The sequence below is a fragment of the Williamsia sp. Y844 genome (assembly GCF_056786475.1).
The window spans coordinates 1,368,425-1,385,273 of record NZ_JBXCJB010000001.1 but is presented as its reverse complement, the minus strand read 5'-3'; the positions used below and the strand labels follow the sequence as shown (position 1 = coordinate 1,385,273).

General features: G+C 63.9%; 13 protein-coding genes. 7 read left to right on the top strand and 6 right to left on the bottom strand.

Features of this window, described 5'->3' with window-relative positions:
- Positions 1 to 77: 77 nt before the first annotated feature.
- On the top strand, positions 78 to 500 hold the full coding sequence (locus AC1TQG_RS06160; RefSeq protein WP_482136048.1) for a hypothetical protein: 423 nt from the start codon (positions 78 to 80) through the stop codon (positions 498 to 500).
- On the opposite strand, the gene AC1TQG_RS06155 is transcribed toward AC1TQG_RS06160, so the two are convergent.
- Both AC1TQG_RS06155 and AC1TQG_RS06150 read right to left on the bottom strand, forming a co-directional pair.
- A complete protein-coding gene (locus AC1TQG_RS06155; protein ID WP_482136047.1) occupies positions 488 to 1,741 on the bottom strand; it encodes a pyridoxal phosphate-dependent aminotransferase in 1,254 nt (417 codons plus the stop codon). The two genes, AC1TQG_RS06160 and AC1TQG_RS06155, sit on opposite strands and share 13 nt — an antisense overlap.
- Before the next feature lie 232 nt (positions 1,742 to 1,973).
- Positions 1,974 to 5,330: a (Fe-S)-binding protein gene (locus AC1TQG_RS06150; RefSeq protein ID WP_482136046.1), complete on the bottom strand. Its 3,357-nt coding sequence runs from the start codon at positions 5,328 to 5,330 to the stop codon at positions 1,974 to 1,976.
- A 195-nt stretch (positions 5,331 to 5,525) separates the two neighbouring features.
- Here AC1TQG_RS06150 and AC1TQG_RS06145 point away from each other — a divergent pair, with 195 nt between their 5' ends.
- On the top strand, positions 5,526 to 6,131 hold the full coding sequence (locus tag AC1TQG_RS06145) for a SanA/YdcF family protein (RefSeq protein ID WP_482136045.1): 606 nt from the start codon (positions 5,526 to 5,528) through the stop codon (positions 6,129 to 6,131).
- On the opposite strand, the gene AC1TQG_RS06140 is transcribed toward AC1TQG_RS06145, so the two are convergent.
- Positions 6,073 to 7,335 carry an acyltransferase gene (locus tag AC1TQG_RS06140; protein WP_482136044.1) on the bottom strand — a complete coding sequence of 421 codons (1,263 nt, stop codon included), beginning with the start codon at positions 7,333 to 7,335 and terminating at the stop codon, positions 6,073 to 6,075. The two genes, AC1TQG_RS06145 and AC1TQG_RS06140, sit on opposite strands and share 59 nt — an antisense overlap.
- A gap of 102 nt (positions 7,336 to 7,437) precedes the next feature.
- Here AC1TQG_RS06140 and AC1TQG_RS06135 point away from each other — a divergent pair, with 102 nt between their 5' ends.
- From AC1TQG_RS06135 to AC1TQG_RS06125, 3 genes are all read left to right on the top strand, one after another.
- A complete protein-coding gene (locus AC1TQG_RS06135) occupies positions 7,438 to 8,211 on the top strand; it encodes a TSUP family transporter (RefSeq protein ID WP_482136043.1) in 774 nt (257 codons plus the stop codon).
- A gap of 149 nt (positions 8,212 to 8,360) precedes the next feature.
- Positions 8,361 to 8,771 carry a helix-turn-helix domain-containing protein gene (locus tag AC1TQG_RS06130; protein WP_482136042.1) on the top strand — a complete coding sequence of 137 codons (411 nt, stop codon included), beginning with the start codon at positions 8,361 to 8,363 and terminating at the stop codon, positions 8,769 to 8,771.
- Positions 8,772 to 8,790: 19 nt separating this feature from the next.
- On the top strand, positions 8,791 to 9,255 hold the full coding sequence (locus tag AC1TQG_RS06125) for a VOC family protein (RefSeq protein ID WP_482136041.1): 465 nt from the start codon (positions 8,791 to 8,793) through the stop codon (positions 9,253 to 9,255).
- 28 nt (positions 9,256 to 9,283) lie between these two features.
- Here AC1TQG_RS06125 and AC1TQG_RS06120 read toward each other — a convergent pair whose 3' ends face one another.
- Positions 9,284 to 11,437 (bottom strand): acyltransferase family protein, encoded by a 2,154-nt coding sequence (locus AC1TQG_RS06120; RefSeq protein ID WP_482136040.1) that lies wholly within the window; start codon positions 11,435 to 11,437, stop codon positions 9,284 to 9,286.
- On the bottom strand, positions 11,434 to 13,614 hold the full coding sequence (locus AC1TQG_RS06115) for an acyltransferase family protein (protein ID WP_482136039.1): 2,181 nt from the start codon (positions 13,612 to 13,614) through the stop codon (positions 11,434 to 11,436). Before AC1TQG_RS06115 ends, AC1TQG_RS06120 begins: the two co-directional genes overlap by 4 nt.
- A gap of 283 nt (positions 13,615 to 13,897) precedes the next feature.
- On the opposite strand from AC1TQG_RS06115, the gene AC1TQG_RS06110 reads away from it, so the two are divergent.
- Positions 13,898 to 15,025, top strand: a complete 1,128-nt coding sequence (locus tag AC1TQG_RS06110) for a hypothetical protein (RefSeq protein WP_482136038.1) — start codon at positions 13,898 to 13,900, stop codon at positions 15,023 to 15,025.
- Between the two features lie 62 nt (positions 15,026 to 15,087).
- Entirely contained in the window at positions 15,088 to 15,855 is a 768-nt protein-coding gene (map, locus tag AC1TQG_RS06105; protein ID WP_482136037.1) for a type I methionyl aminopeptidase, read from the top strand.
- A gap of 101 nt (positions 15,856 to 15,956) precedes the next feature.
- On the opposite strand, the gene AC1TQG_RS06100 is transcribed toward map, so the two are convergent.
- On the bottom strand, positions 15,957 to 16,835 hold the full coding sequence (locus AC1TQG_RS06100; protein ID WP_482136036.1) for a universal stress protein: 879 nt from the start codon (positions 16,833 to 16,835) through the stop codon (positions 15,957 to 15,959).
- Positions 16,836 to 16,849 lie beyond the last annotated feature (14 nt).

Here is a 16,849-nt window from a genome sequence, read left to right as displayed (position 1 = left end):
TCTTCTCGGCTGATTCCTTCACAACTGCAGACTCAAATCGTCGGGAGCCCCGTTGGCCGAGTCCGCGTCCAAAGATCATGGGGAAGCTGGATGGGCCGTTCTCGGGCAGGAACTCTGTTGCGCGCGGGCTTCTGACCACGCATGAGCTCCGCAAGGATTTCGTGGCGGTCTATCGCGGGGTGCGCCAGTTCCATGCAGTGCTGACACTGGTCGACAGTGGAGCGGAATCGCCCCCCGAGACCCGAACTCGATTGTGGCTCATCAGATCTGGGCTACCGACGCCCGAGACTCAGATCGAGATCGTCGACGAGTACGGGCACGCATACATCCGTCTCGACATGGGCTGGCGTAAGTGGAAGGTCGCGGTCGAGTACGACGGCGAACATCACTGGACGAGGTCCGCCAGGCCTTATGGGAGGCATCGAGTCTGCAATTGTGAAGGACTCTTCTCGGCCGACGCCTTCACAACTGCAGATTCGATCACCAACTACTGCTTGTAGCTCGCCAGGAAGTTGCCGAGGCGGTCGATGGCGTCAGTGAGGTCGCGGGCCCAGGGCAGGGTGACGACGCGGAAGTGGTCCGGGCTGGGCCAGTTGAAGCCCGTTCCCTGGACAACCAGGATCTTCTCGCGCAGGAGGAGGTCGGTGACGAACTTTTCGTCGTCGTGGATCTCGTGCACCTCGGGGTCGATCTTCGGGAACGCGTACAACGCGCCCATCGGCTTCACGCAGCTGACGCCGGGGATCTCGTTGAGCTTCTCCCAGGTGATGTTGCGCTGTTCGAGTAGGCGTCCACCGGGGAGGACGAGGGCATCGATGCTCTGGTAGCCGCCGAGCGCGACCTGGATTGCATGCTGGCCGGGCACATTTGCGCACAGGCGAGTCGATGCGAGCATCTTCATGCCGTCGACGAAACCCTTTGCGTGATCCTTGGGTCCGGTGATGGCGACCCAGCCGGCCCGGTAACCGCACACGCGGTACGCCTTGGACAGGCCGTTGAAGGTGAGGCAGAGCAGGTCTGGCGCGAGCGAGGCGATGTTGATGTGCTTGGCCTCGTCGTAGAGGATCTTGTCGTAGATCTCGTCGGCGAGGATCAGCAACGAATGCTTGCGCGCCAACTCGACGATCTCCGTGAGGACCTCGCGTGAATAGACCGCGCCCGTGGGGTTGTTCGGGTTGATCACCAGCAGTGCCTTGGTGCGCGGGGTGATCTTCGATTCGATGTCGGCGATGTTCGGGTTCCAGCCGTTTTCCTCGTCGCACGCGTAGTGGATGGCCTTGCCGCCGGACAACGCTGTCATCGCGGTCCACAGCGGATAGTCCGGCGACGGGATCAGGACTTCGTCGCCGTCATCGAGCAGCGCCTGCATGGTCATGGTGATCAGCTCGGACACACCGTTGCCCAGGATCACGTCGTCGACGTCGAAATAGGGGAAGTCGGGTAGGAGCTCGTAACGCGTCACCACGGCCCGGCGGGCCGACAGGACGCCCAGCGAGTCGCTGTAGCCCTGCGAGTAGGGGAGAGCGTGGATCATGTCGCGCATGATGACGTCAGGGGCCTCGAAGCCGAACTGGGCGGGATTGCCGATGTTCAGTTTGAGGATTCGATGACCCTCCGCCTCGAGGCGGGCCGCGTGGGCGGTGACGGGTCCGCGGATCTCGTAGGCGACATTGCGAAGCTTTGCCGATTGCTCGAGTGGTTTCAGGTCGCGGTAAACATGCGAAACGTGTGGTCTGCTCACGTCCTTATGGTGCCAGTACCGGGCAAGTGGGTTTCAGGCTGCGAGGGGATTGCCCTCGAACTGGTCTCTTTTTTGCCCGGCAAGCCCCAAAAATTGCAGCTGGAACGGGTATTGGGCGCCGACGCGTTGTATCGAAAACGGCAGCGGCCGCCGACTTGGCGTTGTATTTCGCCAAGACCGGCGGCCGCGACCGCGCTCAGTGTGAAGTTTCTCTAATTTTGACCCGGGTAGGTCAGCTCTTACCCGGCCGCTTCTTGCCTGCTGCGATGCCGAAGCCCTTGGCCTTTGCCGGTCCGGATTCGCTGAGCGTCCGCGCCTCACCGTTTGTCGATGGGGTCTCCGTCGACATCTCCTGAGTGGGCTCGGTCTGAGTGGGCTCGGCCTGAGTTGCCTCGGGCTCAGTCGTCTCAGGCTCGGCTGCCTCGGGCACGGCGGCCTTCGTGTCAACCGTCTCCGGTTCCGCAGTTGGTGCTGCTGCGGCAGGCTTCGGCGCTCCGGGACGTTTTGCGCCCGGACGCTTGGCCTTCCCGCCGATGGCCAGACCCTTGACCTGAACCGTGGGCTCCTTCGGAGCCTCGGTCACGGCTTCGGTTGCAACTTCTTCCGGTGCAACTTCTTCCGGTGCGGCTTCGGCAGGAGCCGGTTCCGCGGCCGGTTCGGCTGCTGCGGGCTTGGCTGCGCCCGGCTTCTTGGCTGCGCCGCCGGGACGAGGTGCTCCCGGACGCTTGGCCCCGGGCGAGCCCGGCCTTTTTGCACCGCCGCCGATGGCCAGACCCTTCACGGGTGCAGCTGCCGGCTTGGCCTCTTCGGGAGTGGCCTCGGCTGCCGGTGCTTCAGCAGGTTCTGCCGCTGCGGGCTCGGCTGCTGCGGGCTTGGCTGCGCCCGGCTTCTTGGCTGCGCCGCCGGGCCGGGGTGCACCCGGACGCTTGGCGCCGCCGCCGATGGCCAGACCCTTGGCAGCGGGTGCTGCGGTTTCGGTTGGAGCGGTCTCGGCTGCCGGTGCCTCGGCTGTGGGTGCCTCGGTTGCGGCTTCCGCTGGTGCTGCTGCCGCAGGCTTTGCCCCACCTGGTTTGGGAGCTCCGCCGCCGGGCTTCTTCGCGCCGCCGCCGATACCGAGTCCACCTGGCTTCTTGGCTGCGCCGCCGGGCTTGGGGGCGCCTCCACCTGGTTTAGGTGCACCGCCGCCGGGCTTCTTGGCTCCGCCGCCGATACCCAGGCCGCCGCCGACCTTCGGCTTCTCGATGGTGTCGGTCGAGGCGGTGGCTACAGCTGCGGGCGCTGCGACCTTTGCCGGCTCTGGTGCCTTCTGGACTTCGGGCTCGATCGTCGGAGCAGAGAGGCCGAGCGAGGCGGCTCCGAGGAACCGTCCACCCCGCTTGATCTCGGGAGCACCGCGCTTGACGGACTCCAGGATCAGCTGCGCGACGTCGACAACCTCGACCTTGCCCTCGTTCTCGGTTCCTGCTGTCTGTGCGGTGACACCGTCGGTCAACATCACCTTGCAGAACGGGCAACCGGTGGCAACCTTCTTGGGGTTGGTGCCCAGGGCCTCGTCGACCCGGTCGATGTTGATGCGCTTGCCGATGCTCTCTTCCATCCACATGCGGGCGCCACCGGCGCCACAGCACATCGACCGCTCGCCGTGGCGAGGCATCTCCTTGAGAGTGGCGCCCGAGGCGGCCATCAGCTCGCGGGGAGCGTCGTAGACCTTGTTGTGGCGACCCAGGAAGCAAGGATCGTGGTAGGTGATGTCCTCGTTGACCTCGGCGACCGGGATCAGTCGCTTGTCGCGGACAAGTCGGTTCAGCAGCTGCGTGTGGTGCACGACCTCGTAGTTGCCACCCACCTGCGGGTACTCGTTGCCAAGGGCGTTGAAGCAGTGCGCACAGGTGACGACGATCTTCTTCTTCTGCTGCGGGGCGGTGGCGAAGAGCTCTCCGAGCATCTCGATGTTCTGCTGCGCCAGCATCTGGAACAGGAACTCGTTGCCCGCGCGGCGAGCGGAGTCACCGGTACAGGTCTCGCCCTCACCCAGGACCAGGAAGTCGACGGCTGCGATGTCGAGCAGCTCGGCAACGGCCTTGGTGGTCTTCTTGGCGCGGTCCTCGTAGGCACCGGCACAACCGACCCAGAACAGGTACTCAAAGCCTTCGAAGCTCTCGACGTCCTTGCCGAACACCGGGATCTCGATGTCCATCTCGTCGATCCACTTGGTGCGGTCCTTGGAGTTCTGGCCCCAGGGGTTGCCCTTGTTCTCGAGGTTCTTGAACAGTCCGGCGAGTTCGGTCGGGAAGTCCGACTCGATCAGCACCTGGTAGCGGCGCATGTCGATGATGTGGTCGACGTGCTCGATGTCGACGGGGCACTGTTCCACACAGGCGCCACACTGGGTGCAGCTCCACAATGTCTCGGTGTCGATGACGGCACCGGTGGTGCCCTCGCTCTCACCGACGAGCTTGCGCTCGGCCTCGGTACGGGCGGACTCGGGGATCGCGTCGAGCTTGTCCTGCAAGACGTTTCCCTCGGCGTCGACCAGACCCACCTCGTCGCCGCCCAGGTCTTTCTTTCCGCCGGCCAGCAGATACGGCGCCTTGGCGTAACCGTGGTCACGCAGCGACATGATGAGCAGCTTGGGTGACAACGGCTTTCCGGTGTTCCAGGCCGGGCACTGGCTCTGGCAGCGACCACACTCGGTACACGTGGTGAAGTCGAGCCAGCCCTTCCAGGAGAAGTCCTCGATCTTGCCTGCACCGAACGCGTCGACGTCGGGGTCTGCGGTCTCCATGTCGAGGACCTTGCCGCCCGACATCATCGGCTTGGCCGCACCGAGTGCAACGCCGCCGTCGTCTTCACGCTTGAAGTAGATGTTGAAGAATGCCGCGAACCGGTGCCAGGCAACGCCCCAGGTGATGTTGCGGCCGACGGCAGCGAGCCAGACCATGCCGCTCATCAGCTTGATCAGCGCGAAGATCGAGACCATGACCGCGCTCGCGGGCAGGAGCTTGGCGACCTGCATGGTGAAAAAGTCGGAGCCGGCGTTGGCGTGGCCGTAGGTGGCGATCTTGCCGGCCTTCACGAAGATCATGCCCAGGCCCTCGAGCAGGACGACGATCTCGACGAAGTACGCGGCACTGAAGTTGGAGCCACCGAACCGGGAGAGGCGCTCGGGCACGCGGGGGTGATTGATCTGTCGGATGATGATCAGCACGATGATGCCGATCACGGTGCCCAGGCCGAGGATCTCGTCGAGGAGATGCCAGGCGAAGGTGTCACCGAAGATCGGCCAGTGGAATTCCGGGTTGAACGTCTGTCCGTAGGCCTCGAACCACAGCAGTGATCCGAGTAGGAAGCCGATCATCACCAGCCAGTGCGCCCAGCCGACGGTCCGGAACTTGTTCATCCGGGTGTGCGCGATGAATTCGACCATCATCGTCTTGAAGCGCGGGATGAAGGGGCGCCAGCGATCTGGCGCCGGCTGACCCTTCATGATCGTCCGGAAGATTCGGCCGACTCCACGGAGGAATAGGGCCCAACACACGAGGCTCAGGAGCGCCCCGATGGTTCCTAGGGTGATCGTCGTGGCATTCACGGCGTCTCGACCTTTCTCTTACCGAACTCCCCGACTTCCGTTGCAGCTACTTCGAAACAGAAGGCGGGCGTTCACCGGGATGGCAGTACACAGCGCAGAGTGCACGCAGTGTTCTCCGATAGGTACGTTAAGGCTTAGCTTCACAGCACTATTGCGCAGGTAGACCTAAGTTACTAATCGGTAAGGTTGATTGTGATGTCTGCCATAAATCGCGTCAGAATCCTTGTGTTGATCGGTGTGGTCGCCATCTCTGTCCAGTTTGTCATCGCAGTGGCTGCCACGTGGATTTATGTGATGGCGTTCGACCGCGAATTCTCGGCCCCTGACGCACCGTCGGCGCCCATTGCCCTGGTGCTGGGGTCGAAGGTTGATGATCAGGGACCCGGCTCGTATGTGCGGGGCCGCCTCGAGACCGCCCTCGAGCTGTACCGAACGGGCCGGGTGGAGCGAATCCTCAACTCCGGCAACGGGCGCCCCGAGGCCGGAAACGAACCGGCTGTGATGCGGGCCTACCTCGAAGAACATGGCGTCCCGGCCACCGCGATCGTCGACGACCCGGAAGGATACGACACCGCGGCCAGCTGTCGTCGGGCCCGGGACGTCTTCGGCTTCGACGACGTTCTCATCGTGACGCAGGACTTCCACCTCGGGCGCGCGATCGCGCTGTGCCGTGATGTCGGGGTCGATGCTCGCGGGGTCTACGCCGACTGCGATTGCGCGGTGTGGACGGTGGCCCGGAACGTCATTCGCGAGACATTTCTGGCGCGACCGCGGGCGTTGTTGACGAGCCTGACGAACTAGGCGGTGTGCTGGTGAATTGACCTGGCAGCGGAAGGCGTGGGCGTCCGGTCAGGTAGGACGAACCGGGGAGGCGGCGCAGGATCTCGACCAGCAGCAGCGAACCCGCGATCGTGCCGATGTACATCAGGATCGGGGCCCACGGGGAGCCGAGGGTGTTGATCCACGGTTGTCCGTTCTTCTGTGGGTGCAAGATCGCGAAGATGACGATGGCGTGGCACAGGAACACGCTGAACGACCGGTTCGATGCGTACTTGACCAACCGGTCGAAACCGGGCGTCTGTAGCCGGTACGTGTCGGTCCAGTGCTGGCCCAGCGCGTACAGGCAGGTGATGGCCACGACCAGGAAGAGCAACAGCGTCGGCTGGAAGGCGGCACTTGCGTACATGGGGATCTGGTCCAGGCCCCACACGCGTCGCCAGAACGCGACGAGCGCGAAACCCGCGGTGAGCAGCAGGGCCGCGAACAGCCACGAGCCCTTGCCCTGCAGCCAGAGCCGGATCTGCTCGCGATGTACCGCGGCGACCGAGCCCAGGAAGATGAAGAACTGGTACGGGACGAATGTGGCGTAGTAGTGCCACCAGACGCCGGCCCAGTCGGCAGGCGGCTCCCAGTACGTGATGATCGAGACGATCGCGATCTGGGCCGCAAAACTGGCCGCGAGCAGCGCCGCGTGGTGGTTCCTGGTCGCGCGAACAATCCACAGGACCAACGGGAACAGCAGGTACACCTGCAGCATCACGAACAGGAAGTACATATGGAAGCCCGATAGGCCCCACTTGAGCAGATCCCAGAACTCGTCCAGGCTTCCCGGAACCTCGCCGAGGCGGCCGCGATCCCACATGTCCTCGATCACCCAATAGATGAATGACCAGATGAGATACGGGATGATCACGAGCTTGATCCGACGACGCCAGAAGTGGACCGTCCGGAAATCAGTCCGATCGAAATTCTGATACATCAACACGAACCCGGTCAGTGCAAAGAACATGTTCCGGGTGAAATGCAGCAGCAGCGTCGTTGAATTCACCGGCATGCTGTTGAACTCGTCGGTCGTCGCGGTGAGGCAATGCACGAAGATGACCAGGGAAAATGTGGCCGCGCGGATCAGGTCCACGTGATGGAGATAAGCGCGGCGAGTCCGCGGGCGACCCGTCTCGGTGACGGTCGTCGCGATCGCGTTGCGCGTGGAGTTCTGGGAAAGCATCGCGTACAGCATGCCGTAACCATCTGTTCACTTGCTAGACGGGAGATCCGGATCACAATGGCCTGCGATCTACGGTGCAGTGATGCATGACAGGTGGGCGCGATGATTCCGGACTGGGATGTCCTGGTGTTGTTGCTCGCGGCGGCGGGGGTGGCAGGCTGGATCGACGCTGTCATCGGCGGTGGCGGGCTGATCCTCATCCCGGCGATGTTGATCGCCTTTCCGGGCGCGGTGCCGGCGACGGCGCTGGGAACCAACAAGCTCGCGGCGATCGCGGGGACGAGTGTGGCCGCATTCAACTATTCGAGAGCGGTCACGGTTCCTCGCAAGCTGGCGCTGGTGTCGGTACCGATCGCGTTTGTCTCTTCTGCTGCCGGTGCGCTGTCGGCGGCAGCGATCTCGGCCGACGTGATCCGGCCGTTGGTGATCGTGCTGATGCTGGCGGTGGGGATCTTTGTCGCGGTCCGGCCCTCGTTCGGGAGTAACAGTGGCCAGAGTCCGCCGCTGACCGGCAAGCAGATGATCGGTGCATGTATCACGTTTGCCGTGATCGGTTACTACGACGGCATTTTCGGTCCGGGGACCGGTATGTTCCTCATCATCGCGCTCACCGCGTTGTTGTCGCGCAACTTCATCGAGAGTGCGGCGCTGGCCAAGATCGCCAACTCGGCCACCAACCTCGGAGCGCTGGTGGTCTTTGCCATCGGTGGAAACATTTGGTGGGCACTGGGTTTGATACTCGCCGTTGCCAACGTCGTCGGATCGATCCTCGGGTCGCGGACGGTGCTCAACCGCGGCACGGGCGTGATTCGGATCGCGCTCCTGTCGGTGGTGGTCGTGATGTCCATCAAACTCGCGTGGGATCAGTGGTCCTGAGACCGTCGGATGTGCCCGAACTTATTGTGGCAGTGTTCGAGGAGAAACCGTAGAGGCGCAGGTGTTCGCTGTCGGCTTCGGCTGGCGCCGCGTCAATACAACGTCGTCTGACGTGCGGGTCAACGGACCACTAGGCTTCTGGTGTGTCGATGAGCCCTGCTGAAGATCAAAATCGGCGCCTGCTGCGCGCCCGAGACATGATGGACCGCCAGTACGCGAGCGAGTTGGACATCGCGAAGCTGGCGGCCATCGCGTACATGTCGCCTGCCCATTTCATCCGCACCTTTCGGGCGACGTTCGGTGAAACACCCCATCGGCACCTGCAACGGCGACGGATCGAGCGGGCGATGGCGTTGCTACGTGGTCCGGATGCATCGGTGACGGACGTCGCGCGCAAAGTCGGCTTCGAGAGCCTCGGCACGTTCAGCCGGACCTTCCGAGCCATCACGGGTAGCTCGCCCAGTGAATTCCGCGCTCGCGCACAACCGTTGCGTGTGCCGGTGTGCTTTGTGAAGACCTGGTCGAAACCGAGCAGTTTCGGAGAAGCGCCAACACACTGACGGGCTCTACTGTTCACCTATGTTCAACAAAATCGGAATCCACTCGGTCATGGTTCTCAATCAGGATGAAGCGCTTGACTTCTACGTCGGCAAGCTCGGCTTCGAAGTCGCGGACGACGTCGACATGGGTTTCATGCGGTGGCTCACCATCGCACTGCCGTCCGACCCCGGCCGGCACATCCTCCTCGAGGTTCCTGCACCGCCTTCGATGACCGAAGACGTGGCAGCGCAGGTTCGTGACGTCCTGACCAAAGGGGCGCTCGGGATGGCCGCCACCCTGACCACGGACGACTGCCACAAGACCTACAAAGAACTGTTGGCCAAGGGTGTGGAGTTCACCGAGGAGCCGGCAGAGCAGCCCTACGGTATCGACTGTGCGCTGCGCGATCCCTTCGGTAACCACATCCGTATCACCCAACCGGCCGCCGCTCCGGTCGAGATCACAGATGCGGACATCGCGCGGTGGGCAGGCACCGAGAGCTAGTCAAGCAGTCGGATCGCCACCGACAGGGTCACCACCAGCCGGGCAGCGCATCCCGTAGGCCGTCGGACATGGCCTGGGTCAAGCTCGAGACGAAAGCCGTGGTCAGGTGGTGATAGTCGTGCCACACCAGGATGTTTCCGACGATCGCCGGACAATTGGTGTCGTCGCAGAGGGCGTCGGAGAAGTCGAGAAACGACATGTTCGGGAACTGCGATCGGATGGCGAGGGTGGGATCCTCCGGGGACAGCGCCTGCTCGCGATCGACCCCGCAGTCGATGGCTGATCTGCCTTCCGCGAGGCACTCCGGCGGAGTCAGCTCGGGGCCGAGCGCCCATGGGGTGTCGCGAATTGCGATCACCTGCTGACCGCGGTCGCGGAACTCGGTGAAGATGTCGAGGTAGTCGGACGGGATGTAGTCGCCGGAACCCTCGCCGTCGGCGGGGCGGGTGCTGGTGGTGAAGACGACGTCGGGTTGGTCGACGGCAAGCTGATCCATCACCATCCGCGACCACTCGTTGCATTGTGGGTACTCGTCGCCGATCGGGGTGAGGATTGTGTCGGTGATCAACGGGCAACCGACCTTCAGGTAGGTCGTCACCCGGAAGTTCTGCTCCCGGCCGATCGCATCGAGAGCGGTCAGCCAATGTTCGGAGTGTGAGCCACCGACCACTGCGATCGTCAGGGTGGCATCACGAGCGCCGTAAACACCCACCCGCACCGAACCATCAGTCCATCCGGATACAACTCCATCGCCCGACGAGATAGGCCAATCATTCTTGACGGCAAGTGCATTCGGTTGCGGACTGACCCTCGGAACCGCTGCGTTGCCCCAAAATGCCCGGGCGCCCGGATACAGCTCCGGGTCCAGGTTCTGTGCGTCGATGATCAGGTTTGCCGAACGGGACTGCCATTCATGGATCGCCAGACCGGTGCCGGCGGTGAGGACCACGAGCACACACGTGAGGGCCGTGGCGTAGCCCGGTATCACTGTGCGGCGCCCGTTGATGCGCGCCGGCTTGACCTTCGCTCGGCCGGCCCGAAGTGGCACTTCGATGAATTTGGTTGTCAGATAAGCGAGCACCACCGACACCGCGACGATCCCGGCACCTTCGAGGAGCGAGACGTCGCTCTGATAGCGCCAGGCCAGATAGAAGATCAAAACGGGCCAATGCCAGAGGTACAGCGAGTAGGCGATGGATCCGAGCCAGACGAGTCGAGGATGGGCCAGCCACGAACTCACCTGTGCCGGCTCGGGTATGGCGGACGGATTGGGCACGGCCGGAGCGGTGTGAGTCGATCCGATCCAGATCAGCAGCGCCGTCGCTCCGACGGGTACCAAAGCCATCGTCGACGGATACTCGTCGACGCCGGAGATCCACCATCCACAGCTGACGATGAGAACCAGTGCTGCGGCGCCGGTCACATTGCGGATCCACTGCGCCAACGCAACACGGGGCATCCACAACGCCAGGAGGCCACCGAGTAGCGGCTCCCAGGCCCGGGCAAAGGTGTCGTAGTAGTTGAACGGCTGGTTGATTCCGTGTCGATGTGTCGCCCAGGCGAACGATGCCAGCGCCGCGAGGGCGATGACGCCGGCCAGTGCGCCGCGTATGACCGCTGGGCGCCGGAAGGTCTCCGAGCGGACACCGATCAATCGGACCGCTCCGCCGGCCAGCAGTAGTGCCACCAGCGTGGCGGCAAAGAACTGGCCCTGCACCGACATCGACCACAAATGCTGCATCGGGCTGTTTGCCGAGTCTGCGGCGGCGTAGTCCTGTGCGGCCAGCGCCAGATGCCAGTTCTGGAAATAGAGCGCCGAGGCGATCACCTCGTCGCCCAGCCCTTCCCAGCGGGCCCGCGGCAGCACGGCCACGGCGAGCACAACGACGGCGACCAGCACGGTGACCAGCGCCGGTACCAATCGTCGGGCAAGGCGCCACAGCCGGCCGAGCGGATTCAAGGCTGCGGCCCACGTCGAGCCCGATCCGGCGGAATTTGCCAGGATGTGTTTGAGCAGCGATGCCGCAAAGAAGTAGCCGGACAGGGTCAGAAAGACGTCAACCCCGCCGGAGACCCGATTGAACCAGATATGGAAGACGACCACGAGCGTGATCGCCAGCCCGCGCAAACCGTCGAGATCGAACCGATAGCCGCGCGCGGCCCCGGCCTTCTGCGTACTCACCACCAGCCGGACAACACCTTTTGCATGTCGGTGCCCAGCGCCGGGATCAGACTCCGCACAAACGTGGCACTGAGGTGGTGGAAGTCGTGCCACACCAGGATGTTTCCGACGACCGCCGGGCAGTAGGTGGCGTCGCACATCGCGTCGGTGTAGTCGAGAAAGCTTATGTTGGGGAAGTCGCCTGCGATGGCCAGTGCCGGATCGGTCGGCGCCATCACCAGCGACCGCTCGACGCCGCAGGCCGACGGTTTCTTACCCAGCGCCAGGCACTCCGGCGGGCTCTCTTTGCCGACAGTCCATGGATTGTCGCGGACCGCAATGACTTTCTGGCCGCGGTCGCGGAACTCGCTGAAGATGTCGATGTAATCCTGCGGGACGAAGTCGCCGGTGACCTCACCTTCGACCGGCCGAGTGCTGTTGGTGAACACCACATCTGGCTTGTCGATGGCGAGACGGTCCATCACGTCCCGCGACCATTCGTTGCACTGGTAATACTTCTGTCCGAACCAGGTGAAGACGTGCTCGGTGGTCAGCGGACACCCGACCTTCAGATACGTCGTGACCTTGAAGCCCTGCTGTTTGCCGACTGCGTCGAGCGCCGTGATCCAGTACTCGGCATGCGACCCGCCGACGAGAGCGACGGTCCGCTGCGCGGTGGGGTCGCCGTAGACCCCGACATTGATCGAACCGTCCTTCCATCCGGAGATGACGGAGTCGTATGACGTTATCGGCCAATCCTTGTCGGCCACATCCGGAGTGGGCTCTGCCTCGACGTGGGGAACAGGTGTGCCGTCGAGGTAGGCGCGGGCTCCCGGGTAGAGCCGGGGGTCGAGGTTCTCGGTGTCGATGGTCAGGTTCTTGACGTGGTTGTTCCACGCGACGATGCCGACTCCGGCGACGGCCGTGAGAACGACGAGCGTCGACGTGAGAACCGATGCGTAGCTCAACCATTGCCGGCGGCGCTGCGCGTCCACGGGGGCCTGGTTCGATTGACGCAGTCGCTTTTCCTTGGGTTGGCGCAGCGGCTTTTCGATGAACTTGGTTGTCGCCCATGCCAGTGCCAGTGAGGCCGCAATGATGCCTGCCCCTTCGATGACGTTGACGCTGTCCTTGTAACGCCAGGTCAAGTAGAAGATCAGCAGCGGCCAGTGCCAGAGATACAGCGCGTAGGCGATGGAACCGAGCCAGACGATCGAGGGGTGGGCCAGCCAGGAGCTGACCGCGGCGGGTCCGGTGATGTCGGTGGGTGCGGTCTGCCGTGAGCCGCTCCAGATCAGGAGCAGCGTGGCGCCGACGGGTACCAGTGCCATCGTCGACGGATACTGCTGGACTCCGACGATCCACCAGCCGCACGTGATGATCAGGCCCAGGGCGACGAGTCCGAGGGTGTTGCGCAGCCACTGGGGCATCCGGACCCGGGGCATCGCGACCGCGAGCAGCCCGCCGGCGATCGGTTCCCAGGTGCGGGCAATGGTGTCGTAGTAGTTGAACGGCTGATTGATGCCGTGGCGATGGTGCGCCCAAGCAAACGACAGCAGTGCGACCCCCAGCAACGCCGTGCCAATGATCGACTTGATCACCACTGGTTTGCGGAACGTGGGAAATCGCATGGCCAACACCTTCAGGACCCCGCCGAGCGCCAGCGCCGCGAGAAGGGTGACCACAAAGAACTGCCCCTGCACCGACATCGACCACAGATGCTGCAGCGGACTGTTCGCCGAGTCGGCTGCCGTGTAGTCCTGGGCGGCGAGCGCCAGATGCCAGTTCTGGTAGTAGAACGCCGACGCGATCACTTCACTGCCCAAAGGCGCCCACCTGGTCCTGGGCATGAGGATCAGGCACATCACCACGATGAACACGAGCACCGTGAGCAGTGCTGGCAGCAGTCGTCGGGCCAGGCGCCACAGCCGCGGCCCCGGGTTCAGGGTGTTCGTCCAGCCGGCGGTGGCAGGGGACGTCGCGAGGACGTGCTTGAGGAGCGAAGCGACAAAGAAGTAACCCGACAGGGTCAGGAAGACGTCAACTCCGCCGGAGACCCTGCCGAACCAGATGTGGAAGACCGCCACCAGAGTGATCGCGATGCCGCGTAGGCCGTCGAGATCGACTCGGTATTCGTTGCCAGGGGCGGTATGAGGAGAGTGTGATGCGACGGACAGGTCGGTCACGGTCGCACTCACGCGGCAGATTCTTCCAGATGGGACGCCAAAACCCGGCGTCGACAACCCGGTTCTATGAGTCAGATCTCCCTACTTTGTCGTGACACCACCGTTCGGACGGCGTTGTCCGGGCCCGGGGACCGTTATGTGCACTTTTGGGTAATCGGGCGATTTGGGATTCGCGGCCCTGACCGGACTGTAATTTCGATTCAGTCCAGCAGAGAGGCGGTCCGCAATGTCGCGAGGCGCAAGAGCAGGTTCGCAGAAGTCCAAGAGCGCTCGCCGCCAGAAACAACGGGCCGGGGTGGCCACTGCGGCTCTGATGACCGCGGCGATGGGTGCCACTGTCACCTTCGGCGCCGGGCAGGCGTCGGCGTTCGAGTTCGGGCCGCTTGTCGAATGCGCCGGTGGGAGTGGCGTAGCCACCGGCAATCTCGATTGCACGGGGAGTATCGATCCGCCGGTTGGGGAATTGTTGCCGCTGCTCGGCTTGCCGGTCGACCTCAACAGCACTGCAGCCGCGCGCAAAGACCTGCGTTTGCCCATCTTCGGCACGCTCATTCTGGGCGGTACCGAAGCCAAGATTTCCGGACCGGGTCTGGCCTACGCGGACTCGCAATTCGCATCGGCAGGCAGCACCGCTGAAGCGAATGCCTGGGGTTTCTTGTCTGCGGCGGTTGCGGTCAACCTTCCGCAGTTCAGCTTCAAACAGGAGCCGGGCACCACGAAGGCGACGTCGCTGCCGCTCGGCGTCACCATTGCGTTTGCTGGTGCCGGCGACGCTTCTGCTCTTGCTCTGGGTGGGTTCGCGACGGCGATCGGTGATGTCCCGCTCGGACTCGTCGAGAACGTCAGCTGCATGGCGATCTTCGCCCAGGCCTCCCATTCAAGTGTCGGCAGCTGTGTGGGAGTGCTGTTCATCTTCAGCGTGAGTCAGGAGGCCGGTTCACCCGAGTACGTCTACGCGATCGCGGACCCGACATCCCTCGAGTTCTTCAACGACGACGCGGGCTTGATCCCGCTGCCGATCCCGAACTTCGATCGCGACATTCTGCGGGTCGGTGTGGGCGGACCGTCGGGCATCCGGGTCGAGACCGACCTGTTCCAGTCGTCGTCCGGATCCTCATGGTCCGGATCCTCGACGTCCGGGTCCTCGTCGGGGTCCGCCAGGACGGCAGCGGCACCGGTTTCGTTCGAGGCGCCCGCTGAAGACGTAACAGCTGCGGACCGGGAAGCGGCACCGGCAGAGTACGTCGGGAAACACCGGGCACCCGATACCGCAGACAGCCCCGATACCGCCGATACCCCTGACGCCGCAGGTCCTGACGGCAAAGCAAGCGCCGAACCGGAAACCCGCTGGACCGAACCCGAGACCCAGGCGCAGGCCACGTCTGCGGCCGCCTCGTCGACGGATGCGGTCGACGCAGAGTAGGCGTCGTCCCCCGGGCTTCGTAGTGGAGGATTATGGCGGGGGACGGCGAAAGGGGCGTGGCAATGGTGCAACTCAAGTCACCGGGTGAGATCGAGATGATGCGCGAGGCAGGCCGGGTGGTGGCGCGGGCGCTGAGCGCGGTTGAGGCGCACGCCGCTGTCGGTTCAACTCTCAAAGAACTCGACGATGTGGCAGCTGCCGTCATCTCCGGGGCCGGAGCGAAGTCGCCGTTTTTGAACTACCACCCGAAGTGGGCTCCGTCGCCGTTTACCGGAGTCATCTGCGCCAGCGTCAACAATGCGATCGTGCACGGCATCCCCGATGGGCGAAAGTTGCGCGACGGCGATCTGGTGAGTATCGACTGCGGGGCATTCCTCGACGGCTGGTGTGGTGATGCCGCGGTCAGTTTTATTGTGGGTGAAGCTGATCCGGCCGACGTGGACTTGATCGCAGCAACCGAGGCCGCGCTGTTGCGCGGTATCGAAGCCGCCCAACCCGGCGGTCAGATGGGCGACATCGGGCATGCGATCGAAGGACCGGCTCGCGCAGCCGGATACGGGATGCTCGAAAACCACGGCGGTCACGGCATCGGCAAGGCGATGCATGAAGCCCCACACGTCCCCAATGAGGGACGGGCGGGCCGCGGTATGAAACTTCGTGTCGGACTGGTGATCGCGATCGAACCGATGCTGATCCGTGGTGGCGACGACAGATACGTTCATGCCGCCGACGGGTGGGAGCTGCGAAGCGCATCCGGTGCTCGCGCCGCCCATTGCGAGCACACGATTGCGATCACTGCAGACGGACCGCGGATCCTCACCGTTCTGTGATCTGACTGCGCTGTGACTCGTAACCCGACCACACACCACTTACCGAACTCGGCCCCGCGCACTCCGTAGAGCATGCGGGGCCGAGTGCAGTACGCGGAAGATCAGCTGTTGTGGGAGTTGATGATCAGGACCGGGCTCGGCGCATGGTGCAGCACCGTCTGGCTCACAGACCCCAGCAGCAGGCCGGTGAAACCGCCGCGTCCACGACTGCCGAGGACCAGGAGCTGGGCTCCTTCGGCGGCAGCGGTCAGCAGCTGGTGTGCGGGTCCGTCCGCGGCGACAACGGTCGAGACCCCGACGCCGGGGAATCCGACTGAGTGGGCCGCAACTCGTTCGGCGACAAGCTTGTTGGCCTCGTCCCGGACCTCTTGGATCATTTCGTCGGTGATTCCGACCCCGCCGAACGTGTTGGTGGCCATGTCCGTCCAGGTGTGGACGACGGTGAGGCTGGTTCCCCGCAGTGCGGCCTGCTCGAACGCTGCTGTGAGCGCACGATCGGCGATCTCGGAGCCGTCGATGCCGACCACCACCGGACCGGTGCCCGGGGCATGGGCGATGACGGCCACCGGACTGGTGGCGTGCGCTGCCACACCCGTGCTGACAGATCCGGCGATCAGGCCACGGACTGCACCGAGGCCGCGGCTACCCACGACAACCATTGCGGCGTCGGCCGATTCGTGGGTCAGCACCGAAGCGGGGGACCCTGGGACGACCCGGCCGGACACCTGCACCGACGGGGCGGTGGTACGGGCCAGCTGCTCGGAAGCTGCGACGGTGTCTTCGGCAGCCTTCTTGAGAATGGCGACGAGGTCGCCGGTGTATGCCAACGACGACGCAGCGTATCCGCCGAGCTGTGGTTCGTAGACGCCGACGACAACGAGGTCACTGCCGGTCAGCTGGGCGGTGTTCGCGGCCCATACAACGGCTTGATCCGAGCTTTCAGAACCGTCGACTCCGACGATCACAGGTGATTTCGACATTCTCGCCTTCTCCT